Annotated in this window: 23 protein-coding genes and 1 riboswitch; of the genes, 7 read left to right on the top strand and 16 right to left on the bottom strand. The window is 68.3% G+C overall.

The genetic code is table 11. The features are described 5' to 3' along the window. Nucleotides 1–25: 25 nt before the first annotated feature. Nucleotides 26–730, top strand: coding sequence for a glycine zipper family protein (locus MHN80_RS22890; RefSeq protein WP_239403783.1), 705 nt, complete (start codon nucleotides 26–28; stop codon nucleotides 728–730). 27 nt (nucleotides 731–757) lie between these two features. Here MHN80_RS22890 and tilS read toward each other — a convergent pair whose 3' ends face one another. Genes tilS through dacB form a run of 3 tightly spaced genes read right to left on the bottom strand, consistent with a single transcriptional unit; the run spans nucleotide 758 to nucleotide 4,235 of the window. After that, nucleotides 758–1,693: a tRNA lysidine(34) synthetase TilS gene (tilS, locus tag MHN80_RS22885; protein WP_374206407.1), complete on the bottom strand. Its 936-nt coding sequence runs from the start codon at nucleotides 1,691–1,693 to the stop codon at nucleotides 758–760. Then, nucleotides 1,690–2,835 (bottom strand): zinc-dependent metalloprotease, encoded by a 1,146-nt coding sequence (locus MHN80_RS22880; protein ID WP_239403781.1) that lies wholly within the window; start codon nucleotides 2,833–2,835, stop codon nucleotides 1,690–1,692. Before MHN80_RS22880 ends, tilS begins: the two co-directional genes overlap by 4 nt. Next, a complete protein-coding gene (gene dacB / locus MHN80_RS22875) occupies nucleotides 2,832–4,235 on the bottom strand; it encodes a D-alanyl-D-alanine carboxypeptidase/D-alanyl-D-alanine-endopeptidase (RefSeq protein WP_239403780.1) in 1,404 nt (467 codons plus the stop codon). The genes MHN80_RS22880 and dacB overlap by 4 nt, the downstream gene beginning before the upstream one ends. Before the next feature lie 165 nt (nucleotides 4,236–4,400). Between dacB and MHN80_RS22870 the strand changes: the two genes are divergently transcribed. After that, nucleotides 4,401–4,913: an inorganic diphosphatase gene (locus tag MHN80_RS22870; protein ID WP_004020801.1), complete on the top strand. Its 513-nt coding sequence runs from the start codon at nucleotides 4,401–4,403 to the stop codon at nucleotides 4,911–4,913. Nucleotides 4,914–5,019: 106 nt separating this feature from the next. Here MHN80_RS22870 and MHN80_RS22865 read toward each other — a convergent pair whose 3' ends face one another. The 11 genes from MHN80_RS22865 to MHN80_RS22815 all read right to left on the bottom strand — a co-directional run bounded on the left by MHN80_RS22865 (nucleotide 5,020) and on the right by MHN80_RS22815 (nucleotide 18,598). Next, a complete protein-coding gene (locus MHN80_RS22865) occupies nucleotides 5,020–6,531 on the bottom strand; it encodes an aldehyde dehydrogenase family protein (protein ID WP_239403779.1) in 1,512 nt (503 codons plus the stop codon). Nucleotides 6,532–6,586: 55 nt separating this feature from the next. Further along, on the bottom strand, nucleotides 6,587–7,705 hold the full coding sequence (locus MHN80_RS22860) for a Zn-dependent alcohol dehydrogenase (RefSeq protein WP_004020799.1): 1,119 nt from the start codon (nucleotides 7,703–7,705) through the stop codon (nucleotides 6,587–6,589). Nucleotides 7,706–7,727: 22 nt separating this feature from the next. Next, nucleotides 7,728–8,681 carry an ABC transporter permease gene (locus MHN80_RS22855; protein ID WP_374206408.1) on the bottom strand — a complete coding sequence of 318 codons (954 nt, stop codon included), beginning with the start codon at nucleotides 8,679–8,681 and terminating at the stop codon, nucleotides 7,728–7,730. 49 nt (nucleotides 8,682–8,730) lie between these two features. Next, nucleotides 8,731–10,233 (bottom strand): sugar ABC transporter ATP-binding protein, encoded by a 1,503-nt coding sequence (locus MHN80_RS22850; RefSeq protein ID WP_239403778.1) that lies wholly within the window; start codon nucleotides 10,231–10,233, stop codon nucleotides 8,731–8,733. Then, a complete protein-coding gene (locus MHN80_RS22845; protein ID WP_239403777.1) occupies nucleotides 10,230–11,267 on the bottom strand; it encodes an ABC transporter permease in 1,038 nt (345 codons plus the stop codon). The genes MHN80_RS22850 and MHN80_RS22845 overlap by 4 nt, the downstream gene beginning before the upstream one ends. A gap of 6 nt (nucleotides 11,268–11,273) precedes the next feature. Further along, the gene (locus MHN80_RS22840) at nucleotides 11,274–12,383 is read right to left on the bottom strand and encodes a sugar ABC transporter substrate-binding protein (protein ID WP_239403776.1); all 1,110 of its coding nucleotides are present in this window, start codon (nucleotides 12,381–12,383) and stop codon (nucleotides 11,274–11,276) included. Nucleotides 12,384–12,614: 231 nt separating this feature from the next. Beyond that, nucleotides 12,615–13,793: an acyl-CoA dehydrogenase family protein gene (locus MHN80_RS22835; protein ID WP_004020794.1), complete on the bottom strand. Its 1,179-nt coding sequence runs from the start codon at nucleotides 13,791–13,793 to the stop codon at nucleotides 12,615–12,617. Between the two features lie 39 nt (nucleotides 13,794–13,832). Continuing rightward, a complete protein-coding gene (locus MHN80_RS22830) occupies nucleotides 13,833–15,368 on the bottom strand; it encodes a CoA-transferase (RefSeq protein WP_239403775.1) in 1,536 nt (511 codons plus the stop codon). A gap of 144 nt (nucleotides 15,369–15,512) precedes the next feature. After that, the gene (locus MHN80_RS22825; protein WP_239403774.1) at nucleotides 15,513–16,538 is read right to left on the bottom strand and encodes a LacI family DNA-binding transcriptional regulator; all 1,026 of its coding nucleotides are present in this window, start codon (nucleotides 16,536–16,538) and stop codon (nucleotides 15,513–15,515) included. Between the two features lie 73 nt (nucleotides 16,539–16,611). Continuing rightward, a complete protein-coding gene (locus MHN80_RS22820; protein ID WP_239403773.1) occupies nucleotides 16,612–17,439 on the bottom strand; it encodes a sugar phosphate isomerase/epimerase in 828 nt (275 codons plus the stop codon). Nucleotides 17,440–17,443: 4 nt separating this feature from the next. Next, nucleotides 17,444–18,598 carry a dihydrodipicolinate synthase family protein gene (locus tag MHN80_RS22815; RefSeq protein ID WP_239403772.1) on the bottom strand — a complete coding sequence of 385 codons (1,155 nt, stop codon included), beginning with the start codon at nucleotides 18,596–18,598 and terminating at the stop codon, nucleotides 17,444–17,446. A 155-nt stretch (nucleotides 18,599–18,753) separates the two neighbouring features. Here MHN80_RS22815 and MHN80_RS22810 point away from each other — a divergent pair, with 155 nt between their 5' ends. The 4 genes from MHN80_RS22810 to MHN80_RS22795 all read left to right on the top strand — a co-directional run bounded on the left by MHN80_RS22810 (nucleotide 18,754) and on the right by MHN80_RS22795 (nucleotide 22,883). Further along, nucleotides 18,754–19,512 (top strand): SDR family NAD(P)-dependent oxidoreductase, encoded by a 759-nt coding sequence (locus MHN80_RS22810; RefSeq protein WP_239403771.1) that lies wholly within the window; start codon nucleotides 18,754–18,756, stop codon nucleotides 19,510–19,512. Continuing rightward, a complete protein-coding gene (locus MHN80_RS22805) occupies nucleotides 19,509–20,684 on the top strand; it encodes a glycerate kinase (RefSeq protein ID WP_239403770.1) in 1,176 nt (391 codons plus the stop codon). The genes MHN80_RS22810 and MHN80_RS22805 overlap by 4 nt, the downstream gene beginning before the upstream one ends. Nucleotides 20,685–20,747: 63 nt before the next feature. After that, nucleotides 20,748–21,206 carry a MaoC/PaaZ C-terminal domain-containing protein gene (locus tag MHN80_RS22800; protein WP_239403769.1) on the top strand — a complete coding sequence of 153 codons (459 nt, stop codon included), beginning with the start codon at nucleotides 20,748–20,750 and terminating at the stop codon, nucleotides 21,204–21,206. Between the two features lie 60 nt (nucleotides 21,207–21,266). Then, on the top strand, nucleotides 21,267–22,883 hold the full coding sequence (locus MHN80_RS22795; RefSeq protein ID WP_239403768.1) for an acyl CoA:acetate/3-ketoacid CoA transferase: 1,617 nt from the start codon (nucleotides 21,267–21,269) through the stop codon (nucleotides 22,881–22,883). A gap of 25 nt (nucleotides 22,884–22,908) precedes the next feature. On the opposite strand, the gene MHN80_RS22790 is transcribed toward MHN80_RS22795, so the two are convergent. After that, a complete protein-coding gene (locus MHN80_RS22790) occupies nucleotides 22,909–23,409 on the bottom strand; it encodes a hypothetical protein (protein WP_239403767.1) in 501 nt (166 codons plus the stop codon). Then, nucleotides 23,406–24,761, bottom strand: a complete 1,356-nt coding sequence (locus MHN80_RS22785; protein WP_239403766.1) for an aminotransferase class V-fold PLP-dependent enzyme — start codon at nucleotides 24,759–24,761, stop codon at nucleotides 23,406–23,408. The genes MHN80_RS22790 and MHN80_RS22785 overlap by 4 nt, the downstream gene beginning before the upstream one ends. An 18-nt stretch (nucleotides 24,762–24,779) precedes the next feature. Continuing rightward, nucleotides 24,780–24,893, bottom strand: a riboswitch (SAM riboswitch). A 107-nt stretch (nucleotides 24,894–25,000) separates the two neighbouring features. On the opposite strand from MHN80_RS22785, the gene MHN80_RS22780 reads away from it, so the two are divergent. Continuing rightward, nucleotides 25,001–26,077 (top strand): isochorismate synthase MenF, encoded by a 1,077-nt coding sequence (locus MHN80_RS22780; protein WP_239403800.1) that lies wholly within the window; start codon nucleotides 25,001–25,003, stop codon nucleotides 26,075–26,077. Nucleotides 26,078–26,084: the final 7 nt, after the last annotated feature.

Below are 26,084 nucleotides of genomic sequence, written 5' to 3'. Positions count from 1 at the left end.
CTGTGTGGACAAGAAGGAGCATTTAGTGTTCCCCACTTCGCGTACCCCCCTGCGCAAAAAACGCCTGAGCGCGATTCTGGTGCTGGTCACCGCTGTCGTCACAGCCTTTGCCGCGACGGCCGAAGCTGCACCTCAGCGGGCCCCGGCCGCGACATACGACGCGTCCTGGAATGCCTCGGCACTCACTCTCACCGTGCACAACGCATCGGTGAGCACGGACAACGGGAATCTGACGATCCGGGATATCGCCGGCGCGGAACTCTTCCGGATGCCGCTCACCTACCGCAACGAATTCCGGCAGTTCCCGATCGACACCCGGACCGCGGGGAACAAGGTCACGCTCATTCCGTCGCGGGACGCCGCACGTTCGTCGGCGCTCAATCCGACCGAGGTCGAGAAATTGCGCGGCGTGGCTCGGCACAATGTCGCGGCTCCGCAGACGCGGCAGGAACGCGACGATCAGGCTCTCGAGCGATTCCAGTCCCAACTCCGCACCGGCACATCGGTCGGGACATTGGTCGGAACGGTCGTCGGTGGAATCGTCGGCGGTGTGATCGGTTGCGTCATCGGACTCGTCGCCGTGGTGGTGGGCTGCCTCGTGGGCGTCGCGCCGGCAGCCGCGATCGGCGGCATCGCCGGCCTCGCACTGGGCGGTGGAGGCACACTGATCGGTGCCGGAATCCACTACTTCGAGACGATCAACTCGCCCTTCACGCCTCCGCGTCGATAGCCGCGGAACCCACGACGACGGTCCGTCTCACCTCGGGGTGAGGCGGACCGTCAGTGTGTCGCCGGACCGGATGACGACACGACGCACCCCGGGGTCGCCACCCACGGCGATCTGGGTCCGGTCGGCGGTGGCCGTCGCGTCCAGGAGGTCGGCGACGGCCGAGATGACCCGGTGGGTCGGTTCGGTCGCCCCGATGTCGAGCAGCCAGGCGCGCAGCACACGCGTCCGGATCGCCGGCGGCGCATCGAGCAGTGGCCCGATCGCCAGGCCGTCGTCGCGCCCGCACTCGGCCAGCACCCGGGCCGCCCAGTCGTCGAGCGCGTCGTTGTCGGCCCGAACCCCCGCGGCGGTACGACACAGCGCCTCGACGACCCCACCGTGCAACGTGTCCTCCAACAACGGGAGGACCTCGGAGCGAAGCCGGACGCGAGTGAATCGCGGGTCTCGATTGTGCGGGTCGTGGTGGGCAGCGAGTCCCAGTTCGGTGCACGCCGCCAGGGTCTGTTGTCTGCGGACCCCGAGAAACGGCCTGCCCCAGGGGTTTTTCCAGACGCGCATACCGGCGATCGACCGTGCCCCGGAACCACGCGCCAACCCGAGCAGCACGGTCTCGGCCTGGTCGTCGGCGGTGTGGCCGAGCAGAACCGGACGGTCACCGCGGGCCGCGTCGAGCGCCGCGTATCGGGCGTCGCGCGCGGCGGCCTCGAGACCTCCACGGCGTCCGACCCGCACCGGCAGGACCTCGACTCGGGCACCCAGGGCACCCGCCGCGTCGGCCGCGGTCCTCGCCACCTGGGCGGAGCCCGGCTGGAGCCCGTGATCGACGACCAGCGCGGTGACGTCGAGGCCCGCGCCGACGGCCGCCGCGGTCAGCGCGAGCGAGTCCGGACCGCCGGAGAGTCCCACGCAGACCTCGGAACCGAGCCGGTGAGCGGCCGCGAAATCCGCGACCGCCTTTCTCACAAGACCCGCTGAATCCATGCCCGCGGGTCGTCGATCTCGTTCGGCAGCGGCATCGTGTCCGGTGAGGTCCACACCGTGTTGAACCGTTCCATGCCGACGGCCTCGACCACCGCGTCGACGAAGGCCTTACCGCGGATGTACTGCGCGAGCTTGGCATCCATCCCGATGAGGGCCCGGATGAGTCGCTGCACCGGATTCTGCGGTGCGGTGCGTCGTTTGTCGAAGGCGGTGCGGATACGTGCCACCGACGGCACGTGCGCCGGACCGACCGCATCCATGACGTGATCGGCGTGCCCCTCGAGCAGGGTGCCGAGGACCATCATCCGCTGGAAGGCGGCATGCTGCTCCGGACTCTGCAGCAGCTGCATCGCCCCGATCACACCCTTCTCGCGCGGGCCGTCGGAACCCCTGAGCGCCTTGGTCATCCGCGTGACGATCTCGGTGGTCGACTCGCCGGCGTCGGAGGTGAGCACCGCGACGTTGTCCTGCATGTAGTCACGTAGCCACGGGTTGGCCGAGAACTGCACGCGGTGGGTGACCTCGTGGAGGCACACCCACAGCCGGAAGTCCGACGGGATCACCTTGAGCTGACGTTCGACGTTGATGATGTTCGGCGTCACCACCATCAGCACTCCGGGTTCGCCGGTCTCCGGATCAGGCGTGAACGGATCGTACTGACCGAGGATCGCGGTGGACAGGAACGCGAGCAGACCACCGGCCTGCAGTCCGCCGAATCGTGCCCCGAGTCCCGGGGAGCCCGCGTCGGCGGATTCCTCGTCGGAACCGAGCATCGATCGCATCGACAGGGAGGCGGCGTCGATCCAGCCGGCCCGGTCGAGGACCCGCGTGGTCGGTACGCGCAGGCCGTCGGCCAGACCCGTGACCTCTCGGACCGGGGCCTCGGCGCGGGTGGCGGCGTCGGCCAGTTCGGCGCGCGCCGCCTCGTAGGTGTACGCGGTCGTCTTCGGGCCGGGGCGGGCGAGTCGTTTCGCCGTGGACGCGGCCAGCGACCAGTCGATCTGCGAACCGATACCCGGTCGGCGTTCTCGCTCGACGGTGTCCTCGGCGCCCGATTCCGGCGTCGTCCCGGTCTCGGTTCCGGCTTCCGCTGCCGCCGGCCCGGCGATTCCTGACGTGGTCATCGGCACCCGCACTCTCTCAGTTGACCCACCACCGCATCGAGGGCGGGTCGCGCGTCCGCCGGCGAGGTGCCGCCGGACATCAGGGCGAACGACAGCACGCGGCCGTCGACTGTCTGCACTATGCCCGTCAACGAACTGACCCCGGTCAGTGTTCCGGTCTTGGCACGTGCCCACCCCGCGCCCGGGTTGTCGGCGGCGTCGAACCGGTCGGCGAGTGTGCCGGTGCCACCGGCGATCGGCAGCCCGTCGAGCATCGGGCGCAGGGCCGGTTTGGCGGGACCACTCGCGGCCGTCATCACCGCGTCGAGCAGTTCCGGCGTGGTCCGGTTCGCGTAGGAGATCCCGGACGCGTCGTGCAGTGTCGTACCGGCCCACTGGCCCGGGAACTCCGACGAGAGCACCTGCTCGATCGCCTCGACCCCACCCGCGTGGGTCGGCTGCCCGCCGCGATGCACGGAGAGTTCGACGGCGAGCGTCTCGGCGAGCACGTTGTCGCTGTAACGGAGCATGTCGTTGACCCGGGTGACCAGCGGGGCCGACTGGACCTTCGCGATCACGCGCTCGTCGCCGGATCCGCTCGAAGCGGTACCGCGTACCTCGGTGACCGGCCCCTCGACACCGAGCGCGGCGGCCAGCGCCTCGCCGGCCATGATGCCGGGGGTCGCGGTGCGGGGCGAGTACTCGTCCAGCGGCTCCAGCCGGGCACCGTCGACCATCAGTGATTCGATCGGCGCGATGTCGCCGCCCTGGATGTCCCGCCGGTCCCAGGTGGTGTCCATCGTCGGCCCGGAGAACGCGCCGAGGTCGACGGCCACCGAGGTCACCGGGATCTCGGTCTCCTCGATCTGGCGCGCGAGGTCGGCGATGCGTCCCGGATCGGTGTAGAAGGTGTCGGTTCCGGCGGGCTGGGCGGACAGGGTGGGGTCACCCGCGCCCCGGAGGACGACCTGCCCGTTGCTGCCGGCCACCACCGTCGTCGTCAGTCGCTGATCGTGCGGCACGGCCTCGAGGACGGCGGCGGCGGTCAGGATCTTGGCGTTCGAGGCGGGAATGCGGGGACGGTCGGGGGTTCTCGTCCAGAGGACCTCACCGGTGAGCGAATCGCTGATCTTGCCGCTGAGCTCGCCCAGCGCGGGATTGCGCAGTGCGGGCGTGATCGCTCGCAGGACCCCTGGCGGCGTCGGCTCCGGCGCGGTGTCGACCACCGGGTCGATCCGCGGGTCGACGGCGACCGCGGCGGGTTGCGGCGGCACCCCGGGCGGGAGTTCCGGCGCCCGGTCGATGCGGAGCGCGATCACGACCGACGCCGTGGCGACGAGGGCCAGGATCACCACCGCGGTGATCGTCCACCACAGAAGTCTCCGACCGCGACGACCGCCGTTTCGGGTGGATGCGCCCACAAAGCCTCCGGGTCTCTCACGGTTCACGGTCGATGGAACGGGCCCGGATGTACGCACAACGAGGGGTACGAACATCGAGGTCGCCGGACCAACAGTATCGTTGGGGCAGCGTGCGGGCGTTTCGGCCCGACGCGGCATCCCCGATCAAGACTGCCAGGAGGAACTGTGGAATTCGATGTGACCATCGAGATCCCCAAAGGTGGCCGCAACAAGTACGAGGTCGACCACGAGACGGGCAAGGTCTACCTCGACCGCTACCTGTACACCTCGATGGGCTACCCGGCCGACTACGGCTACATCGACGGCACCCTCGGTGAGGACGGCGACCCGCTCGACGCGCTGGTCCTGCTCCCCGAGTCGGTGTTCCCCGGCATCATCGTGCGCGCACGGGTCGTCGGCATGTACACGATGACCGACGAGGCCGGCGGTGACGACAAGCTCCTGTGCGTCCCGGCCAAGGACGTGCGCTGGGACCACATCAAGGACATCTCCGACGTGTCCGAGTACGAGCTGGGCCCCATCGCCCACTTCTTCGAGCACTACAAGGACCTCGAGCCCGGCAAGGAGGTCCAGCCGGGCGGGTGGGTCGGTCGCGACCAGGCCGAGAAGGTCGCTCAGGAAGCGATCGACCGCCTCGCCTCGCATCCCGACGCGGCCAACGAGCCCTCGCGGGGCTGACGCCGTCCCGCGTCGCACCATCGTTACGACGGCGGCACCCGGGTGGTCTCCCAGGAGATCCCGCCCGGGTGCCGTCGTTTCCGGTCACCGCGCCTGCCGGCAGCCGTCAGTCGATATGAGGGAAAGCCTTCGTGCGCTTGCCTTCCCGGATCAGAATGGTCTTCACTTCGGTGAACTCCTCGAAACCGGCGTTGCCCATCTCGCGGCCGTAGCCGGACTGCTTCATCCCGCCCGCGGGGAGTTGCGGCCCACCGTCGATCGTGGTGTTCACCCAGACCCGCCCGCTGCGCAGTTTCTTCGCCACCGAGAGCGCCCGGTCGATGTTCTTGGTCCACAACGAGCCCGAGAGTCCGTATTCGGTCGCGTTCGCGAGCGCCACGGCCTCCGCGGCGTCGGCGAACCTGGTCACCGTGAGCACCGGACCGAAGATCTCCTGGTGGAATTCCGGCGAGACCTCGGTGACGTCGAGCACGACCGTCGGCTCCACGAAATGCCCGGACGCGGTGTCCTCTCCGAGCGGAACCCCGCCGCCCACCGCGATCCGCCCGCCGTGGGATTCCGCAGAGGCGATGTGGGCCCGGACCTTCTCGAGGTGACCGCCGTGGATCATCGGGCCGACGTCGGTGGACCCGTCGAGCGGATCACCCACCCGAACCTGCCGCGCGGCCGCGACCAGTCGCTCCACAAACTCGTCGGCGATCGAATCCTGCACGAGCAGACGCGATCCCGCGACGCAGCATTCGCCGTTGTTGAAGAACGCACCGAACAGCACCCCGTCGAGGGCGTCGTCGAGGTCGGCGTCGTCGAAAACGATGTTGGCGGCCTTGCCCCCGAGTTCCATCGACAACCGTTTGGCCGTTCCCGCCGACGCTGCGGTGATGGCGTGACCGGTCGCGGTGCTCCCGGTGAACGACAGCAGGTCGACGTCGGGACTCTCGGCCAACACCGCCCCCACATCGGCGCCGTAGCCCGTGACGACGTTGACGACGCCGGCGGGCACACCCGCTTCGACGAGGATGCCCGCGAGTTCGAGCGCCGTGCCCGAGGTGAACTCGGACGGTTTGACGACGGCGGTGCATCCCGCCGCGAGTGCGAACGGCAACTTCTGGGCGAGTAGGAGCAGCGGGAAGTTCCACGGCAGGATCATGCCGGCCACCCCGGCGGGTTCACGGACCACCAGCGCGGTGGCCCCTTCCCCCAGTCCGGTGTGCGCCTCCCCGTGCGCCGCCATCGCGAGCCCGGCCGCGTATTCGAAGAGCTCAGCGCTTCCGGCGACATCACTCTCCGCATAGCGCAACGGTTTTCCGGTCTCTTCGGCCTCGATGCGTGCGAGACGTTCGGCATTCGCCCGCATCAGGTCGGCGACCCGCAGCAGGGTGCGGGCCCGGTCCATCGACGTCGACGCCGGCCACGGACCGTCGTCGAAGGCGCGCCGCGCCGCCGCGATCGCGCGCAGGGTGTCGGTGCGGTCGCCGGCGGCGTAGACGGCGAGCTCGCGTCCGTCGACCGGGCTGTGCCGGACGATCGTGGATCGATCGTCCGCGTCGTCGAAGGCCCCGTCGACGAAGATCCCGTATCGACGGATGGTCGCGGGGTCGGCGGCGGTGGTCATCTGCATGTGGAACTCCTGGTCGAGAGGGTCGAGATGAGGGGAACGGTGCGACGGGCCCTTGTCAGTGCTCGTGGATCAGCACGCCGCGCAGGTTCTTGCCCGCGTGCATGTCGACGTAGGCCTCGTTGATCTGGTCGATCGTGTACCGCGCGGTGATCAGTTCGTCGAGCTTGAGCTGACCTGCCTTGTAGTAGTCCAGCAGCGCCGGGATGTCGCTGGTCGGGTTGCAGTTGCCGAACAGCACGCCGCGGATCGTCTTGGCGTAGGTGACGATCTCGAGCGGACTGATCGGGATGCCGGGCTCGTTCTGGCCGATCGAGACGAGGGCCACGCGGCCTTCCTTGCGGACCGCCGAGAAGGCCTCGGCGATCAGCGCGCCGTCGACGACGCCGACCGTGATGACGGCCGAGTCGGCGCCCTGCCCGTTGGTGACCGATTCGACGAACGGGACGGCTTCGGCGATCGAGGCGAAGGCGTGCGTGGCACCCAGTTTCATCGCCTGCTCACGCTTGAAGTCGACGGGGTCGACGGCGACGACGTAGGCGGCACCGGCGTGGTGTGCGCCCTGCACCGCGTTCATCCCGACTCCGCCCGCCCCGATGATCATCGCGGTCTCGCGCGGCCGGACATGAGCGGCGTTGACGGCGGCGCCCCATCCGGTGGCGACGCCGCAGGAGACGAGGCAGGCGATGTCGAAGGGCAGGTCGTCGTCGATCTTCACCGCCTGCGACTCGTCGGTGACCAGGTGGTCGGCGAAGGTGCCGAGTCGCTGCATGGCGCCGATGGGCTGACCGGACGTACGGCTGAAGCGCGGATTGCCCTCGAGGCCGAACCCGTTCTCCATCCCCGCACCGGTGTCGCAGATGTACTGCATGCCTTGGGAGCACCACCGGCAGCGACCGCACGCCGGCAGATAGGCCGTGGCGACATGGTCACCGACGGCCAGTCGCCGCACACCCGGACCCACGGCATCGACGATGCCGGCGCCCTCGTGCCCGCCGACCATCGGCAGCGCGTTCGGGATGTCGCCGGTGACGAGGTGGTCGTCGGAATGGCAGAGACCGGATGCCATGACCTTGATGCGGACCTCGCCCGGACCGGGCTCGGCGAGGTCGAGGTCCTCGACCTTCCACTTCCCGCCGATGGCGTCGATGACGGCTCCGCGAACTGTTCGAGACATGGTGTGTACCTCCAGAGATGGTCTATTTGATGATGGCGAGTTTGCTGCGATCGAGGGTGAGAACGACGATCGCGATGACCACCGCGCCGTACACGATCTGTTGATAGTTGGGATCGACGCCGGCCACCGAGCCCCCGACCCGGAGCACCGTCACGATGAGGGCACCGACGATGACCTTCCACGCACTACCGATTCCGCCGGTGATCGCACATCCCCCGACGAGGACGGCTGCGATGGCGGGCAAGAGCAGGGCGTCGGCGAGTTGCGGTGCGGCACTCTGCTGCTGAGAGGACAAGACGATCGCCGCGAGACCCGCGAAGAGCCCCGACAGCGCGAAGGCGAGGACGCGAACACCCCGGGTGCGGATACCTGCCATGAGGGCCGCCCGCTCCCCGAGTCCCACAAGGTGAAAGATGTTGCCGCGCGGGTGGTAGTGCATGAAAGCCCAGATCGCGGCAGCGATGAGCACTCCGATCCACACCGCGAGCGGCATGCTGAGGAAAGTGACCGAACTGAGCCAGAAGATCGCGCCGTAGTTGGTGTCGATGTAGATCGTGGTGGACCCGGACAGAGCGAGCGCGATCGCCCCCCAGAAGCCGAGGGCGCCCAGGGACACCACAAAGGACGGCACCTGTCCGATCGTGGTGAGCAGACCGGTCAGGGCGCCGATGGCTGCCGTCGCGGCCGCGGTGATCAGCATCGCCAGCGGACCGGTCGCCCCGATCGTCTGCGCGAGGATCACGGTGCCCAGCGAGCACACGGCGGCCACCGAGAGGTCGATGCCGCCGGTGAGGATGACGAACATCTGCCCCAGTCCGAGCAGCAGGATCGGCAGCGCTTGGGCGGTCACCACCGAGAGGGCGGTCGTCGAGAAGAAGTTGGGTTCGGCGATCGTGACGAGTCCGAGCAGGACAAGCAGCAGCGCCGGCGGCCCGGCCGTCCGCATCGCCGCCGCGGACGGGAGTCCTCCGGGCATTGTGAGGCTGCGCGACGGGAGCGGTGAGGTCATCGTTGTCTCGGCCATGTCACATCATCTTCTCGAGTAGCTCGATCTTGGTGGGTGGTTCGGTGGCGACTGAGTCGTATTCGGCCGTGACCCGCCCATCGCGGAGGACCACGATGCGGTGCCCGAGGCCGATCGCCTCGTCGAGGGTGTCGGCGAGTACGAGGACTCCCACGCCGCGCGCGGACAGGTCCCGGATCAGCCGGTAGACATCTTCTTTCGCGCCGATGTCCAGTCCGCGAGTCGGGTGGTCGAGGATCAACACCGACAATCCGTCATCGCGTATCCATTTGGCCAGCACAGCTTTCTGCTGGTTTCCGCCGGACAGCCTTGCGATGTCGAGGTCGGGGTCGTCAGGTCGGATGTGCAGCTGCCGAATCCACTCGCGGGCCTCGTGCCGAGTGGCCGCGGCCCGTCCCCGGCGCCCGCGCGCGGGATGACTGAGGCAGATGTTGTCGGCGACCGAGGCGCCCGCGACCAACCCCTCGGAACGGCGCTCGGCCGGGAGATAGGCGACTCCGGCTGCCACTGCTTGTCTGGGTGACGCCGGGAGCAGACCGGAACCGCCGATCGACACCGTGCCCCGCGCCGGCTCGGCGCCGAAGATCGCCCGAGCGAACTCCTCTCGGCCCGACGACGCGACGCCGACCATGCACACGACCTCGCCGGGCCGAACGGCCAGGGAGACATCGTGGACACTGCCGGACACCGTGACGTTCCGGGCGTCGAGGACCGGGGGCGCCTCCTTCACGGGTTCACGTCTTCCGGTGCAGTAGATCTCGTCCGCGGCCTCCTTGCCGATCATCATCGCGTAGAGCTCTCGCTCATCGACGTCCTTCGTCGTGCGTTCGCCGACGAGTTTGCCGTCTCGCAGCACGTAGACGCGGTCGGAGAACCGCAAGACCTCGTCGAGCCGATGTGACACGAAGATCACCGAGCCGATCTCACGCAGCGCCATCACGCGACGGTGCAGGATCTCGATGTCGGCCGGCTGCAGCACCGACGTCGGCTCGTCGAGGACGAGAAGGGGTGCGTGTCCCGACGAACGATCGCTCACCGCACGGGCGACCTCGATCATCTGCCGCTCGGCGAATCCCACGTCCTCGGTCGGGGTATCGGGAGCCACGGTGGAATCGACCAGGTCGAGCATGGCCTGCGCCGCCCGGCGACGGGCGCCCCGGCGGATCAGCCCGAGCCGGGCGAACTCCGATTCCGATCCGAGCGTGAGGTTTTCGGCGACGGTCAGGTTCGGCAGGAGTGACTGTTCCTGGTGGACGACGCCCACGCCGTGACGGGCGGCATCGGCCGGGTCGGCGAAGACGAGCTCGGTGCCGTCGACCCGCATCACACCGGCGTCGGGACGATGTACCCCGGCGAGGATCTTCAGCAGAGTGGACTTGCCCGCGCCGTTCTCTCCGATGAGGCCGATCACCTCGTGTTTGTGCACGGTCAGCGACACATCGTCGAGGACCACATTCGGTCCGTAGCGCTTGGTGATTCCGTCGAGTTGGAGCAACGGTGTCATTTCACGACCCTCAATCGGTTGCGGGCGGGCCATCCGGTCGCGATCACCGCGGCGATGATGATCACACCTTGAGCGCCCTGCTGGATGTAAGGACTCGCACCTGAGAGCAGCAACCCGTTGCCCAGGACCACGAGGAGCAGGATTCCGACGAGTGAGTGCAATGGTCCGCCGCGGCCGCCGCTGAGGAGCGTGCCGCCGACCACGACCGCCGACAGGGTGAGGAACAGATTGCCCGAGCCGACACCGACGTCGCCGACACCGAGGCGGATCGTGGCGAGCACTCCGGCCAGTCCCGACATGAGCCCGGCGATGGTGAACAGCACGATCTTCGTCCTGGTGACATTGATGCCGGTCACCTTGCTGACCCCTTCGTCGCCGCCGACCGCGTACGTCTGCGTTCCGAGGGAGGTGCAGCGACACAGGAACCAGGTCAGCAGGAGCGCAGCGACGGCGAAGACGACGATGATCGGGATGCCGAGCCAGGCGCCCTGCGCCCACTCCCCCAGCCCCGCGTCCGCCAGTTGCGGTGTGCTGGTGCCGAACAGCACGGTCGCGACGCCGAGCCCCACGAACCAGGTGCCGAGGGTGACGAGAAACGAGGGCACCTTCGCGACCGCGTGGAGGACACCGTTCACGAGGCCGAAGAGCGCTCCCACCCCGATGGCGATGATCACCGCGAACAGGCCCAGATCGTTCCCGTTCACGCTGTTGGCCGCCAGCAGGACGAACGTCAGTCCGCTGGCCGCCATCACGCCCTCGATCGAGAGGTCGACGCTGCCGATCAGGACGACGAGCGTCGCTCCCATCGCGAGGATCAACGGGATCGCGGCCTGCTGGATGATCGCGTTCAGGTTGCCGAGTGTGAAGAACGAGTCGGCGGTGAACGAGAAGACGACACACAGTGCGACGAGCGCGACGAGCGGACCCACCGAACGCCCCCAGCGGGACAGCAATACCGACTTCTGGTCGTGCTCATCGGGAGCCGGCGGTCCGGCCTCCCCGGTCTCCGGCGGCACCGAAGTTGACGTGGTCATGTCGGGTCACTCCTCATTGCTCAGTGAGTCGGGATCGATCGGTCCGACGATGCGCGAGAACGGATCTCGAACCGATTCCACGATCTCTTCGTCGGTGGGGCGCTCGAGGTACCGAGCAGCGTTGTCGCTCGTGATCAAGGTCTGGTCGACATAGAACTCACGCTGCAGGCGCGACAGGTCGGACACCTTCAGCTGCCCGGTCGCCACCTGGTGGCAGATCGCGAGTCCCATCGCGCCGTTGAAATAGGGGTCGGTGGTGTAGGTCGAGACCATCTCGCCGGCCTCGATGGCCTGGAGCCCCTCGGGTGTGGCGTCGGCGGCACTGGCGACCTTGATCTGGCCGGCCTTGCCCTTCTCGCGGACGGCCTGGAGTGCCCCGAGCGCCATCGAGTCGGTGGCGGCCCAGATCCCGTTCACCTTGTCCCCGTACTTGTTCAAGAGAGTCTGGGTGGTCGTGTAGGCCTTGTTCCGGTCGAAGTCGGCCGGTTGGTTGTCGAGCACCACGACACCCGGGTGCCGCGCGATGCCCTCGGTGAATCCCTGGTAGCGCGTCTTGCTGATGTCGTTGGCCAGCAGCCCCTGGATCGCGATGACACCACCCTGGCCGCCGATGCTCGCTCCCAGGACGTCGCCCGTGTCAGCCCCTTCTTTCACGCCGTCGTAGCTCACGTACGACGCCCATCCGTCGCCGACGTCCCAGGGATGCAGGTCGGCCGGCTTGCTCCACTGGGTGACCGCACAGCCGCCGCTGTTCTGGACCGCGCGCACGATCGCCGGGGTGTCGGCACTGGTGTTGGGGTTGATGTTCAGCAGGACCTTCTTGCCGGTGGCCAGTACGGACTGCAGCTGCGACAGGGCGTTCTGGGAGTCGCCGCCGTACACGATCACCTTGAGATCGACGCCGACCGATTCGGCGTAGGCCTTGCTTCCCTCCACCCAGGCGGCTTCGTACGGATTGGTGAGCGAGCGCACCTCGGACACCATCAGCAGATCGTCGGCACCCGTGGTCGACCCGTCCTGCGAGCCGCAGCCGACGAGGGCGGCCGCGCCCAGGGCGGCCGCGACGACGAGGGTCGCACATCGCCGCAGTGGTCGAACGTGGTGAGTGTGTGGCATGAAGACTGCACCTCCTGTAAGCGTTTTCTACAGTGATCGGGAACACATGTCAAGATCGTGGGGATGCCGACCACTCAACCGTGCAGATAGCGACATCGACGCTGTTCAGCCCGGTTCGGCGACCGCCGGTCGGCATGGGCGGACGCACCCTCGCGGCAGACGCGCACGACCGCTCCCCAGGTCGCGCTGATAGCGCTTTCTCGACGCTGTCGCCGGTGTCTCGCCGAACGCTCAGCCCGCGGACCGGAGCAGCGACCGGCTGATGATCAGGCGCTGCATCTCGCTGGTGCCCTCGTAGATCTTGGTGATCCGGGCATCGCGATACAGCCGCTCGACCTCGTAACCGCGGATGAACCCGTTGCCGCCGAACACCTGCAGCGCTGCGTCGGCGTGCCGAACACACGATTCGGAGGCGTTGAGCTTGGCCATCGAGCACAGCACCTCGGCGTCGTCGTCACCGGAGTCGATGGCCCGGGCGGCAGAGACCGACAACGCCGTGGCGGCCTGCAACTCGGTGGCGATCGACGCCAGGGAGAAGGAGATGGCCTGGTTGTCGGCGATCGCCCTGCCGAACTGTTGCCGGTCGAGAGACTGTCGCACCGCGGCGTCGAGCGCCGCACGACTGATACCCAGGGCCAGACCCGAGATCCCGAGCCGCCCCTTGGCCAGGACCTTCATCATGTAGCCGAATGCCTGCCCCTCCTCACCGAGCAGCGCGGACTCCGCGAGTTCGGCATCGTCGAAGACGAGGCCACCGACCTGGGAAGCGCGTTGTCCCATCTTGTGTTCGTGGTATGCCCGACTCACCCCGGGAGTGTCGACATCGACGAGAAAGACCGAGATCCCGCCGCGCTTCCCCCGCTCCGGATCGGTCACGGCCAGCACCACCGCGAAGTCGGCGACCGGTGCGTTGTGGATGTAGATCTTCTCGCCGCGTAGACGCCACCCGGTCGAGGTTCGTTCCGCTCGCGTCGTGATGGACCCGAGATCCGACCCCGACCCGGGCTCGGTCAGCGCGTAGGCGCACCGCTTCTCGGCGCTCAGCATCGGGAGCAGGTACTCCTTCTTCTGATCATCGGTGCCGTAGGTGTTGAGGAGTGTGCCGAGGATCTCGACGAGACCGCATTGGTCGGCGATCGAGGCGTACCCGTACGAGAGGGATTCCATGACGAACAGGTAGTCGAGGGCGGTCCCTCCCGCGCCGCCGTCATCGTGCGGAACGGTGATGCCGAAGAGACCGATCTTACCCATTTCGGCGTAGATCTCTTCCGGAAAGCGTTCGGTCTCATCGAGTTCGGCGGCGATCGGGCGGATGCGTTCGTCCACGAACTCGGCGACGAGCGCACGTTCGTCGGGTCCGAACACAGAGGTCGGGATGCGGCTGTGCGCCGTGCCGGGTGCGAAGGTCATGTACTCACTCCTTGGTGTGATGGGCGATGCGGCCGTCGGTCAGGAGACCGCGCAGGCCGCGACCGACTCGAGCAGGTCCGGGTCCATCTGGGCCGGGGAGTCGATCAGCGGAACAAAATCCATGTGGGACAGGATGTCCCGTTCGATGTCGACACCGGGTGCGACCTCGACCAGCTCGAGGCCTCCGTCCACCAGACGGAACACGGCACGCTCGGTGACGACGAGGACGCGTTGCCCTCGGGCAGTGGCATGCGGACCGGAGAACGTCACCTGCTCCACGGTCCGGACGAACTTGCGAAGCCGGCCCTCCCGGCGGATGCACAATCGCCCGGCGACGACGTCGACGTCGAGGCCATCGGCAGTGAACGTGCCGCAGAAGATCACGGAGTCGGCACTCTGGGAGATCTCCACGAATCCCCCGGGACCGTTGATCTCACCGGCGATCCGACTCACGTTGACCGATCCGGACGCGTCGATCTGCGCCATGCCGAGACACGTCGTGTCGATCAGCCCGCCGTTGATGAGATCGAACTGGGTGGTCGACGAGTGTACGACTTCGGGATGGATTGCGGCGCCGAATAAGTCACCGGACAGGGGCCGTCCGCCGATGATGCCCTGTTCGATGAGGACCGTGTTGTCGTCGGAGCGGCCGGCCGCAACCAGCGCGTCGATGACGAGCGACGGGATACCGAAGCCGACATTGAGGACTCCACCCCTACCGACCTCGGCAGCCGCGCGACGGGCGATGATCGCTCGCGCCCCAGACCGCGACGACGCCGAGATCGCATCCGGAGCGGGCGCCCCGGACCGGCAGAGCCGGTCGTCGTACTCCCCGGCGTGCGTCTGCCACTGCCCCGGGACCTCGACGACCATGTCGACGAGCGGTGCCGGCAGGTGGACCACATGGGGGTCCAGTACGCCGTCGCTGATGTTCTTGACCTGTGCGATGACCAGTCCGCCGGAGGCGCGAGCGGCCTGCGCCACCGATGTCGCGTCGAGCTGAGCGGCCTCGCCGGCCCATCCGATATTGCCGTTCCGATCCATCGTGTCGCCGCGCACGAGTGCAACGTCCACCCGAAACGGCTTGTAGCGCAGATATTCCTGTCCATCGAACTCGACCAGCTCGACGAGTTCGGCGGCCCCCCGCGCGGTGAACCGCCCGCCGCCGCACCGGGGATCGGCGAACGTCCCCAGGCCCACCGTGGTGATGAGGCCCGGCCGACGGGCTCCGATCTCGCGGAACAGCTGACTGATCACCCCACCGGGCAGCGCGTAGGCCTCGAGTTGCTCACGGCGCGCCAGCTCGCGCAGTTCCGGCGACCAGGTCCACAGACCGCCGATGACCCGGGACACCATGCCGGGGTGCGCGAACCTTCCGGTCCCGCCACCCATCCGATCACCCATGCCCAGGGCGTAGACCACGGTGAGGTCGCGCGGTTCGCCGGCGCCGAGGAATCTGGCCTCGAGGGCGGCCAGGAGCGCCTCGGGTTCGAGGATTCCCCCGCCCGCGCCCGTCATCGCCACGGTGGCGCCGGTCGGGATCGAGGCTACCGCCACATCTGCGGAAGTCACCACCGGCCGACGTGTGCCTCTACTACGCATTGATGAACGCTTTCTGTGTGGTGCCGCAACATACATACTGCTCGATGTTGTGAAGCGTATCTCACTGTAAGCGCTTTCTCAAGAGGTCCGCTGGGTTTGTCGGCGGTCCCTCGCAGCTCAGCCGCGAAGGATGCGCGCCGGGCCGGTCGAGTGTCGGAGTACGACCTGCGCCGACAACGGTTCAGGCGAATCGGGCCGCGCGTCGGAGTCGAGCATGATGCGCATCAGATCCCACGCGCGCCGCCCGAGCTGCGCCTTGGGAGACGTGACCGTCGTCAACGCCGGAGCAATGTGGCGCGCCAGGACGATGTCGTCGAAACCGGTGACCGAGATGTCCTCCGGCACCGACAGGCCGGCGTCGCGCAAGGCCGAGATGGCACCGATCGCACTCAGATCGTTGAAGCAGATCAACGCCGTCGGATCATGCTCGAGCGCTTCCGGAACCGCCGCATGTGCACCTTCGACCGTGCCGTCAGCGCTGACGTGCGTCACCTGCAGACCGAATCCGACCGCGCTCTGCACCGCGCGCCACCGTTCCCTGTTCTGCCAGGCGAATTCCGATCCGCCCAGGTAGACCGCACGGGTGTGCCCGAGCTGAGCCAGATGACTGCACAGCTGCATCATCGGACTGAAGTTGTCGGCGACGACCATCGGCAGGTCGACGCCGAGTTCGATGCGGTTGACCAGGACCGCAGGGGCCTCCCGGCGTGCGAGCTGCTTGAGCCCCGCGGTCGGGATGCGACTGGACAGGAGCATCAGCCCGTCGACCTGTCCGAGCAGGTCGAGAGCTGTGTTCAACTCCTCGTCGGGGTCACCGTTGGAGTCCGCGACGAGCATCCGGTAGCCGTTCTCCGCGGCGCCGCGGTGCATCTCGTTGACCACGTCGAAGAAGTAGGCATTCGTCAGGTCCGGCAGGATCACGCCGATGTTCCGCAGACTGCCGAGCGCCAGACCTCGTGCGGCGCGGCTCGGGCGGTAGGCCAACTGATCGGCCGCCTCGTGGACCCGGTCGGCGAGCTCCTGCTTCACCTTGGAGGAACCGCTCATCACGCGAGAGACCGTGGCGATGGAGACACCGGCGGCCTCGGCCACCGTCGCAATTGTCGGCCGCGACCGAGACCCCTCCGGGCGCTGTGTGGACATGGTGGTGTCGTCCTCCTGATCGGCAGAAAATGGCGGGTGGTGCTGATCGATCCGAGAAAGCGATTCCTGATGCTCAGGAGGATGGTAGCGGTTCACCGATCGAGGTCAGGGCTGCCGCCGCGGCGGCAACCGTCTCGGCAGCGGGCATCTTCCACCAGCGACTGCTGAGCACCTCGACCTCGACCAGGCCGGGGTAGCCCGCCGCTCGGCAGTCGGCAACGAAGGCGGCGATGTCGATCGCCCCCTCTCCCGGCATCCCCCGGCTCGTGAGCTCGTCGTCGATGGGCGTACACCAGTCGGCGAGCTGCACCGACAGCATGCGGTCGCCGGACCCGATGATCTGTTCGCGCAGATCGGTTTCCCACCACACGTGGTAGGAGTCGACGGCGAGGCCGACCAGCGGATGCCCGATGCTCTCGGTCAGGGCGGCAGCCTCCCGAAGCGAGGTGATCGCCGAACGCGTCGCCGCGAGCATCGGATGGAACGGCTCGACCGCCAGGGCGACCCCCGCCTCGACCGCGTGCGGGATCAACTGCTCGATACCCTCGCGGATCTGCCGCCGCGCGGAATCGAGATCTCCGGTGAGCGGTGGACCGCACACGAGCACAAGACAGTCGGCACCCAGCGCTTGGGCCTGGTCCACGGCACGGCGGTTGTCGTCGAGTCTCTCCCGACGCAGCGATTCGGTCGGCTGGGGGAACATGCCACCGCGGCACACGCTGGTCACTCGTAGCCCCGCGTCGTCCAGCCGGCCACGAGCGTCGCGGAGATCAGGGCCCTCGAGGACATCACGCCACAGGCCCACGCCGCCGAACCCGTACCGGACGGCGAGGTCGAGCACCTCGTCGAGCGACGAACCGCGGATGGTCGCGGAATTGAGGCTGCACTCCGACAATCGCACGGCGTCAACCGATCCCGTGGACGCCGAAGTACGCGGCGGCTCGGCGTGCGGTGCTCTCGGGATCGACGAACAGTCCGATCCCGTCGGCCTCCCGCACGAGGTCGGCCAGATGGACCAGGGTGCGCCCGACCTCGAAGCCGCCGATCATCCGGAAGTGCGACTGCTGACCATTGAGGTACGCGAGCCATGCAACACCGACCTTGTAGTACTGCGTGGGCGCGGCGAAGATCAGCCGGGAGAGCGGCTCGGTCGGGGCGAGGATCGTCCGGAAACCCGCGACGTCACCGGCGTCCAGGCGTGCAAAGGCCGCCGACGCGTACGGCCCCAGCGCCGCGAATGCGCCCAGCAACGCGTCGCTGTGCCCGTCGTCGTCGCCGGCGATCATGTCGACGTAGTTGTAGTCGTCGCCGGTGTAGACCCGCACGCCGTCCGGGAGCCGTTGTCGCAGCCTGACCTCGAGCGCCGGATCGAGCAGTGACACCTTGATGCCCCGGACCCGCTCGGCGTGCGCGACGATGACGTCGACGACGGTGTCCATCGCCGTATACGGGTCTCGGTGTCCCCAATAACCGTCCAGTGCGGAATCGAAAACCGCTCCCAGCCAATGCAAGACGACCGGACGCCGCGCCTGCGCGAGCACCTTGTCGTACACGGCGAGGTAGTCGTCGGGTCCACTCGCCGCGGTCGCCAGGTGTCGGCTCGCCATGAGCACGCAGTCACCTCCGGATGCTTCGATCGCCGAGAGCTGTTCGAGGTAGGCATCGGCGATCTCCGTGGTGGAGGGTCGCTCCGTGGTGATCTGATCAGTGCCGATCCCGACCACCACACGTCCACCGAGGTGCCGGGCCTCGTCCAGTGTCCGCGAGGCGAGTTCCCGCGCGCCTTGCCAATTCAGGCCCATGCCGCGCTGCGAGGTGTCCATCGCCTCGGCGACCCCCAATCCGAGAGACCACAGGTCACGCCGTAACCGCAGGGTTGCATCCCAGTCGATCTGGTCGCCACCACCGGCCGCGGACGCCCGTCGGGGATCGGCGACGACGTGGGCTGCTGCGAAGACGTCGCGACTCCGTGGCGGGGTCGCGACCGTCGCGAGGGTCGCCGGTGCTCCGAGGAGATGCACCGAGGTACCCGTGGCCGTCGGCAGGGTCAGCGTGGTCATGACACTCCTGTAATCGCTTTCTTGCGGATTGACACACGAAGCCTATACCCTCTGAATATCGAGGTAAAGACCGTTCGTCTTCGCAACCTCGGTCCAGAAAACAGTTTCTAGGCGGTGTGCCGAACCCACCGCCATCCCCCGACGAAAGGGCTTCGATGGCCGACACGCAGAGGGGCGGGGCTCGCGAGAGCCTGGCCGGTAAGACAGCGATCGTCACGGGCGCCGCGGGCGGCATCGGATCAGCGATCGCGGCCGGTCTGACCCGCGAAGGGATGCACGTCGTGGGCCTCGACGCCGACGGGCGGGTCGACGACCTGATGGGATCGATGGGCGGCTCGGCGGTGTGCGGTGACCTGACCGACGCCGCGGTCAGCCAGGCCGCGATCGACGCCGCGATCACCCGCACCGGGCGGCTCGACGTGATCGTGAACGCAGCCGGGATCCAGAAGCGGACCGACGCGATCGACATCTCCGACGACGACTTCGATCGGCTGCTCGAGGTGAATGTGTCGTCGGCGTTCCGGCTGATCCGCCAGGCCACCAAGAGCCTTGTCGAGACGAAGGGCAGCGTGGTCAACGTCGCCTCCCTGTCCGCCGACCGCGCCGTACCCGGGATCGTCCCCTACGGCGCGACGAAATCCGCACTGACACAACTGAGCAAGGGGCTTGCCGTCGAACTGGGCAAGTACGGAATCCGGGTCAATGCCGTGGCCCCGGGTTACATCGAGACCGCGATGACCGCAGATGTACTCGGCGAGGCCGAGTTCCGCGATGCCAAACTCACACGCATTCCGCTACAGCGCTTCGCCGACGGTGACGACGTGGCCGACGTCGTGACGTTCCTCGTCTCGGACGCCGCACGGTACGTCACCGGCGTCGTCCTGCCGGTCGACGGCGGCTACTCGATCACGTGAACCGACAGGTCCCGGCGGCCACGCCACCGGCTGAGGCCTCGCGAGCCCCGGCACCGTGGCACGTCGTCGTCGCGCCGGATTCGTTCAAGGGCAGTGCATCCGCGCACGAGATCGCGACGGCGATCACCACCGGCTGGCAACAGGCCCGCCCATCCGACCGTCTGACCGTGCTGCCCCAGGCGGACGGTGGCGAAGGGACGCTGTCGGCGATCGCCTCGTCGACGGCGGACTCGCGCTGGCACGTCGTCGGCAGACCGGTGTGCGGACCAGACCGCCGGCCCGTCGAAGCCCGCTGGCTCGAACTGCCCGGTTCGGTCGCCGTCATCGAACTCGCGGAGTCGAGCGGCCTTCCCCTGATGGCGCACCCGGCACCGACCCGGGCGACGACCCGCGGGCTGGGACAGGTGATCATGGCCGTTCTGAGCACCGGCGCACGTCGAATAGTCGTCGGCCTGGGCGGATCGGCATCGACCGACGGCGGGGTCGGGGCCCTGCTCGAACTGGGCCTGCGCCTCTATGACGACGACGATCGGCCGGTCCACGTCGTCGATGCGCTCGATCTCGAACGCGTGACCCGAATCGACTCCACCGGACTCGCCGCCCTCCCACCCGATGGGGTCGAGATCCTGACCGACACGACGGCCACATTGTGCGGACCGGCCGGGGCGGCACACACGTTCGGCGCACAGAAGGGCGCCGACCAGCCGACGCGTCGGGCTCTGGACCGTGCGTTACACCACTTCGGCGGTGTCATGGCAGACCATTTCGGGATCAGCGCAACACAACCCGGCGCCGGCGCCGCGGGCGGAACCGGCTTCGGACTCCTGGCGTGGGGAGCGACGCAGGCCCCCGGGGCACTGCGGGTCAACGAGCTCACCGGATTGACCGCGGCACTGCCCACCGCAGATCTCGTCATCACCGGCGAGGGCTGCTACGACCGCACCTCGTCGACCGGGAAACTCGTGGGAACCGTCCTCCGGCACTGCGCCGAACGAGGTGTGCGTTCGCTGGTTGTGGCCGGACGGTTCGACGCCCGCCCGCCGGACCTCGCGGTGGAACTGTCGGCGGTGGCCGGTTCGGCGGAGGCCGCCATGGCGGATCCCACCGCGCACGCGGCCGCGGCGGTCAGGGGGGTGGCCACGTCCGTCAACGAAGCGAAACCGATTTCTTGATTCCCGTTGCAGCCGGCCCGACGCCGGCGGCCGCCGGGCCGAGCCGATGAGGAGTACGACGACATGACCGACCCGATCGCAACCAACTCCACTCCCCTGAGTCTGCACGTAGGGGACACCGCGACCTTCACCAAGACCGTCGGCGAATACGACGTATACGGATTCGCGGGCATCACCGGCGATTTCGCGCGCAATCACATCGACCGCTCGTACATGGAGGCCGGTTCCTACGGCGAGCGCATCGCCCACGGAGTCCTGATCCTGGGTCTGTCCTCGACTGCGTCGACCGAGATCGCGGCACGTGCCGGCGAGCGCGCGGTGTCCTACGGCTACGACCGTGTCCGCTTCGTCGCGCCGGTCTTCCTCGGGGACACGGTCACCATCACCTACACAGTCGACCGGATCGATGATGCCGACCAGAAGTCGTACTCGTCGATCGTCGCGACGAATCAGCGCGGCGAGACCTGCATGGTGGCCACCCATGTCCTGAAGTTCCTGCCGCACAACGATTCCGCATCCTGAGCCGTCCGCCTCGACGACCCACCCCGACCACCCGATCCGTCCGTCCCACCAGGAGAGCTCGTGCACACACCTCGAATCCTCACCGCCCGCCAGGCTGCCGACCTGATCCACGACGGCGACACCATCACGGTCAGCTCTTCGTCGGGTCTCGGCTGCCCGGACGCCGTCCTCGCCGGTATCGGCACACGGTTCGACGAGACCCGTTCGCCCGCCGGGATCACCAGCGTTCACAGCATTGCCGCGGGCGACATGTGGGGGATCAAGGGCATCGACCATCTCGCCCGTCCCGGCCTGCTCCGCCGCGTCGTCGCCGGTTCCTATCCGTCCGGTCCGTCGAGCGCCGACCCCCCCGCGATCTGGCAGATGATCGAGAACAACGAGGTCGAGGCCTACAACCTTCCGTCGGGCATTCTGTTCCAGCTCCATCGGGCCGCGGCCGCCAAGCAGCCCGGGGTGCTGTCGCAGGTCGGCATCGACACCTTCGTCGACCCCCGCGTCGGAGCCGGACGGATGAACACCATCACGCCGAACGCCTACGTCCGGGTGCAGGAGATCGACGACCAGGAGTGGCTGTTCTACGAGGCGCTGGTTCCCGACGTCGCCGTCATCCGCGCGACCACCGCCGACACCCACGGCAACCTCACCTTCGAAGAAGAGGCCTCGCCCCTGGGTGCGCTCGACCTCGCCTACGCCGCACACAACAACGGCGGGGTGGTCATCGCGCAGGTGAAGTACCTGGCCGAGGGCGGCAGTCTCGCACCGCAGGCGGTCCGGGTACCCGGCATCCTCGTCGACGCCATCGTCGTCGTGCCCGATCAGCTACAGACCACCCAGACCCCGTACGACCCCGCCATCTCGGGTGAGCTGCGACGCCCACTGAGCACCCTCGACCCCGTCCCCTTCTCCTTGGAGAAGATCATGGCGCGTCGCGCCGCTGCGGAGTTGCGATCCGGCGAGATCGCCAACATAGGCTTCGGCGTCTCGGCACTCGTCCCCCACGTTCTCGTGGAAGAAGGTCTTCCACAGGCAGTCTCGTGGGTGATCGAACAGGGCGCGGTCGGCGGTGTCCCGCTGCTCGACTTCGTTTTCGGCGTATCGCAGAACCCCGACGCGATCATGCAGAGCTCGGATCAGTTCACGCTGTTGCAGGGAGGCGGGTTCGAGCATTCGCTGCTCTCCTTCCTCGAGATCGATCGGCACGGCAACGTCAACGTGCACAGCCTGCCCAAGCGGCGTCATGTCACCGCGGGCCTCGGCGGCTTCGTCGACATCACCACGGGAGCACCCTCGATCGTCTTCGTTGGCTCGTTCACCGCGGGCCGTCGTGACATCGGGATCGGGAACGGCCGGCTGGACATCCGAGCCGACGGTCCGCACACCAAACTGGTCGCCGACGTCGACTCACCGACCTTCTCGGGCCGGCGAGCGATCGAGAAGGGTCAGCGGGTCCTCTATGTCACCGAGCGTGCGGTCCTCGAACTCCGGCCGGCAGGCATCACCGTCGTCGAGATCGCCCCCGGCGTGGATCTACAGCGCGACGTACTCGACCGCTCGGAGTTCGAGCTCCTCGTCGACCCCGACCTGCGCACCATGGCCTCGGGCCTGTTCTCGCCGGACCGCATGGGGCTGATCCTCGACCTCCAGCCTGCGCATTCGCGCATCCGCGCGCTGGACTGAGGACACCCGGACCGAGGCCGGGCCGTCAGGCCACGCGGTGCCGCTGCTCGGCGAGAACCGGCAGGATCTGTTCGCGGATGCGCACTTCGGTGGCCGCGCCGTCGATCGGGACCAGGATCACCGCGTCGGCGACCTCGGCCGCGTAGATGTCGCGGACCAGCGTGATCAGTCCGTGGGTGGTCCCGATGTAGCGGATGGTCCCGGAGCTCGCCTCCGACGACGCGACCACCGCGTCAGCGGCCGCCGCACGCGCCGACGCGGCATCCGGCGCGACGGCCACCTCCACCTCCAGAGCGACAACGAATCTCGCTTGATCGTGGCTGCCGGCCCGGAGCAGGGAACGCGCCCGCTGCGCATCGCGAAGGGTCTCGCGTCGCACGACGATCGGAAATGTCTGTGCCAGTTCGTCTCCGGCGACGGCGACCTGAAACCCCGGCCGGCCGATGCTGATCGGGGCCGTCGGTGCGGATGTCGGTGCGGGGACCACGGTGCCGCGGTCTGCACGTGCGTCGAGTTCGATGGTCATCGTGTCACCCCTCGTTCGAGTTCGGTCGGATCGTCTGTTCGGTCAGTGCTTGCGGTCAGGGCGCGTAGCGCGTCGAGCAGCCGGTCGATGTCATCGGAGGTGGTTCCCGCGCCGAAACTCGCGCGAACCGCGCCGGCCGGATGACCGAGACGTCTGAGCAGCGGGTGGGCACAGAACCGGCCGTCGCGCACACCGATGCCGTGTTGTGTACTCAGATACTCCGCGACGACCCGCGGTGCGATGCCGTCGACGGTGAAGCCCGCGATGCCGACCCGATCGGTGGAGTCGGCGAAGATCCGCAACGGCCGCACCCCGTCGATCGCGGCCAGTCCCCCGTCGAGACGCTCGGACAGGCGCGCCTCGTGCAACCCGATCGCCTCCGGCCCGAGGTCGGCGAGTGCGCGACAGGCCCGGGCGATCGACACCGCGCCGAGCACGTTCGGCGATCCGGCCTCGTGGCGGGCGGCCCCGGTGTGCCAGGTGACCCCACCGGCACTCGGACCCAGGTCGACGTCGGCGGTCGCACCGCCGCCGGCAAGGTAGGCATCGGCGGCGTCGAACCAGTCCCGGCGGCCGATCAGGACTCCGGCGCCGAAGGGCGCGTACGCCTTGTGTCCGGAGAAGGCCAGGTAGTCGATGCCGTGACTGACGATGGACACGGGTCGGTGCGCGACGAGCTGCGCGGCGTCGACCAGGATGCGGGCCCCGTGCCGGTGGGCGATCGACGCGAGCCGGCCGATCGGCAGCACCTCGCCGGTGACGTTCGACGCCGCGGTGACCGCGAGCAGCGAGGCCGGCGCCGACGCGAGCTCGGCCTCGAGCGCGACCAGGGTGTCCTCGATGGTGTCGCAGGCCGGGACGACCCGGGCCCGGTTGCGACCGTCGCGCGGCGCGCACCACGGCAGCAAATTGGCGTGATGCTCGATGTCGAGCACCACGACGTCCCCGGGGGTGATGTGGGCGGCGAGGTTGATGGCGTCGGTGGTGTTGCGGGTGAAGACGACGGTGTCGTCGACCCGCCCGCGGACGAACTCGCGCACGGTCTCCCGAGCGGCCTCGTACCGGGCGGTCGTGACCTGCGACAGATGGCCGGCACCGCGGTGAACACTCGCGTACTCGCCGAGCCCCTCGGCGACCGCGGCGGCCACCGAACTCAGTGCCGGCGCACTCGCCGCGTAATCGAGATTGACGTATCGCGTCGTCCCGCCGCCCGCCAACGGTACGGTCACGTCGGCGCCGACGACCGGGGCGAGACCGGGAACGGCCGGGCGCGCACGGTGGTCGAGACCGACGACGTGGGCATCGACAGACTCGCGGCCGACAGTTCTCGGTGCTGACAGGACAGCGGTCATGGCAGGAGCTCCTCTGAATTTCCGCGCTTGCCGCGTCCGGTCGGTACGCGGCCAGGTCGTCACCCGGAGCACCCCACCGCGGAGGAGGGTTGCCGACCAGCGAGCCGGGGCTTGTCACTGGCACTCATGACCTACGAACCAGAGTCGTCGATGCCGCGCAGACGTGTCAATTTTCACTCAGCGTGATCCGAAGTTAGGGCACACTTACCTGTAGCGTGTCAGGGGTGTCAGCGACTGATGTGTTCGTGTTGTCCCGCCCGCACGGCACCGTGCGGGGCCGGGGCGCCGTCCGGGGTTTCACCGATGTCGATGCGGCCTCGGCCGCGCTGCGTTCCGGCGAGGTCGGCGCGCTGACCGGCGCGATCCCGTTCGATCTCGCCGACCCGGCCGCGCTGGTGGTGCCCGAGGTCTTGGACCTCGACGACGCACCGCTGGCCGGCGGACCGCCGCTGTCGCGAATCCCGCTGTCGACCACCCTGCACCCCACCGCGGATGAACACCGCGAACGGGTGGCGCACGCCGTCAAACGCATCGTCGCCGGCGACGTCGGCAAGGTGGTCCTCGCCCGCAGCGTCGACATCGTGCTCGACCGAGAGGTCGCGCCAGGCGAACTCCTCGACGCCCTCGCGGGCGGGAACGCCGGGCACAATGCGTTCGGCGTCGACCTCGGCGCGGCCACCGGCTCCGGGTCGTGGTTGTTCGGTGCGAGTCCCGAAGTGCTGCTGCGGAAGTCGGGATCGGTCGTCACCTGTCACCCGTACGCGGGGTCGGCGCCCCGATCGCCGGATCCGGTCGTCGACCGCGCGGTCGCCGACGGATTGTTCTCCTCGGCCAAGGATCTCGCCGAACACGCGTTCGTCGTGGATCATCTGCGGGACCGGCTGTCGCATCTGTGCGACGACGTCGACGCGCCGTCGACCCCGCGCCTGCAGTCGACCGGTGAGGTGTGGCATCTCGCCACCCCGATCCGCGCGACGCTCCGCGACCCCGCCACCACCGCACTGGATCTCGCGCTTCTGCTCGGACCAACCCCCGCCGTCTGCGGCACACCGAGTGATGTTGCGGCACAGATCATCCGAGAGGTCGAGGGGGAACGCGGCTTCTATGCGGGAGCCGTCGGCTGGTGCGACGCCGCCGGCGACGGCGAGTGGATGGTGACCATCCGGTGCCTCGAACTCGAGGCAGATCGTCGCAGCCTCCGCACGTGGGCCGGGGGCGGCATCGTCGAACACTCCGATCCCCAGGGCGAGCTCGAGGAGACCGCGTTCAAACTCCGGACGGTGTTGAACGCGTTGGGGATCGACGGCCTCGACTAGCCGCGCC

This window comes from Gordonia sp. McavH-238-E (genome assembly GCF_022348225.1).
Lineage (GTDB): Bacteria > Actinomycetota > Actinomycetes > Mycobacteriales > Mycobacteriaceae > Gordonia > Gordonia terrae.
Note: the sequence above shows the minus strand (reverse complement) of the source record. Positions and strands in the feature narration are given on the sequence as shown.

What these genes read in the sequence shown, in the direction of transcription:
- MHN80_RS22880 (WP_239403781.1), bottom strand. Translation starts at nt 2,835, where the DNA reads ATGACCACGTCAGGAATCGCCGGGCCGGCGGCAGCGGAAGCCGGAACC.
- MHN80_RS22865 (WP_239403779.1), bottom strand. Translation starts at nt 6,531, where the DNA reads ATGCAGATGACCACCGCCGCCGACCCCGCGACCATCCGTCGATACGGG.
- MHN80_RS22860 (WP_004020799.1), bottom strand. Translation starts at nt 7,705, where the DNA reads ATGTCTCGAACAGTTCGCGGAGCCGTCATCGACGCCATCGGCGGGAAG.
- MHN80_RS22855 (WP_374206408.1), bottom strand. Translation starts at nt 8,681, where the DNA reads ATGCCCGGAGGACTCCCGTCCGCGGCGGCGATGCGGACGGCCGGGCCG.
- MHN80_RS22850 (WP_239403778.1), bottom strand. Translation starts at nt 10,233, where the DNA reads ATGACACCGTTGCTCCAACTCGACGGAATCACCAAGCGCTACGGACCG.
- MHN80_RS22845 (WP_239403777.1), bottom strand. Translation starts at nt 11,267, where the DNA reads ATGACCACGTCAACTTCGGTGCCGCCGGAGACCGGGGAGGCCGGACCG.
- MHN80_RS22840 (WP_239403776.1), bottom strand. Translation starts at nt 12,383, where the DNA reads ATGCCACACACTCACCACGTTCGACCACTGCGGCGATGTGCGACCCTC.
- MHN80_RS22835 (WP_004020794.1), bottom strand. Translation starts at nt 13,793, where the DNA reads ATGACCTTCGCACCCGGCACGGCGCACAGCCGCATCCCGACCTCTGTG.
- MHN80_RS22825 (WP_239403774.1), bottom strand. Translation starts at nt 16,538, where the DNA reads ATGTCCACACAGCGCCCGGAGGGGTCTCGGTCGCGGCCGACAATTGCG.
- MHN80_RS22815 (WP_239403772.1), bottom strand. Translation starts at nt 18,598, where the DNA reads ATGACCACGCTGACCCTGCCGACGGCCACGGGTACCTCGGTGCATCTC.
- MHN80_RS22810 (WP_239403771.1), top strand. Translation starts at nt 18,754, where the DNA reads ATGGCCGACACGCAGAGGGGCGGGGCTCGCGAGAGCCTGGCCGGTAAG.
- MHN80_RS22800 (WP_239403769.1), top strand. Translation starts at nt 20,748, where the DNA reads ATGACCGACCCGATCGCAACCAACTCCACTCCCCTGAGTCTGCACGTA.
- MHN80_RS22790 (WP_239403767.1), bottom strand. Translation starts at nt 23,409, where the DNA reads ATGACCATCGAACTCGACGCACGTGCAGACCGCGGCACCGTGGTCCCC.
- MHN80_RS22785 (WP_239403766.1), bottom strand. Translation starts at nt 24,761, where the DNA reads ATGACCGCTGTCCTGTCAGCACCGAGAACTGTCGGCCGCGAGTCTGTC.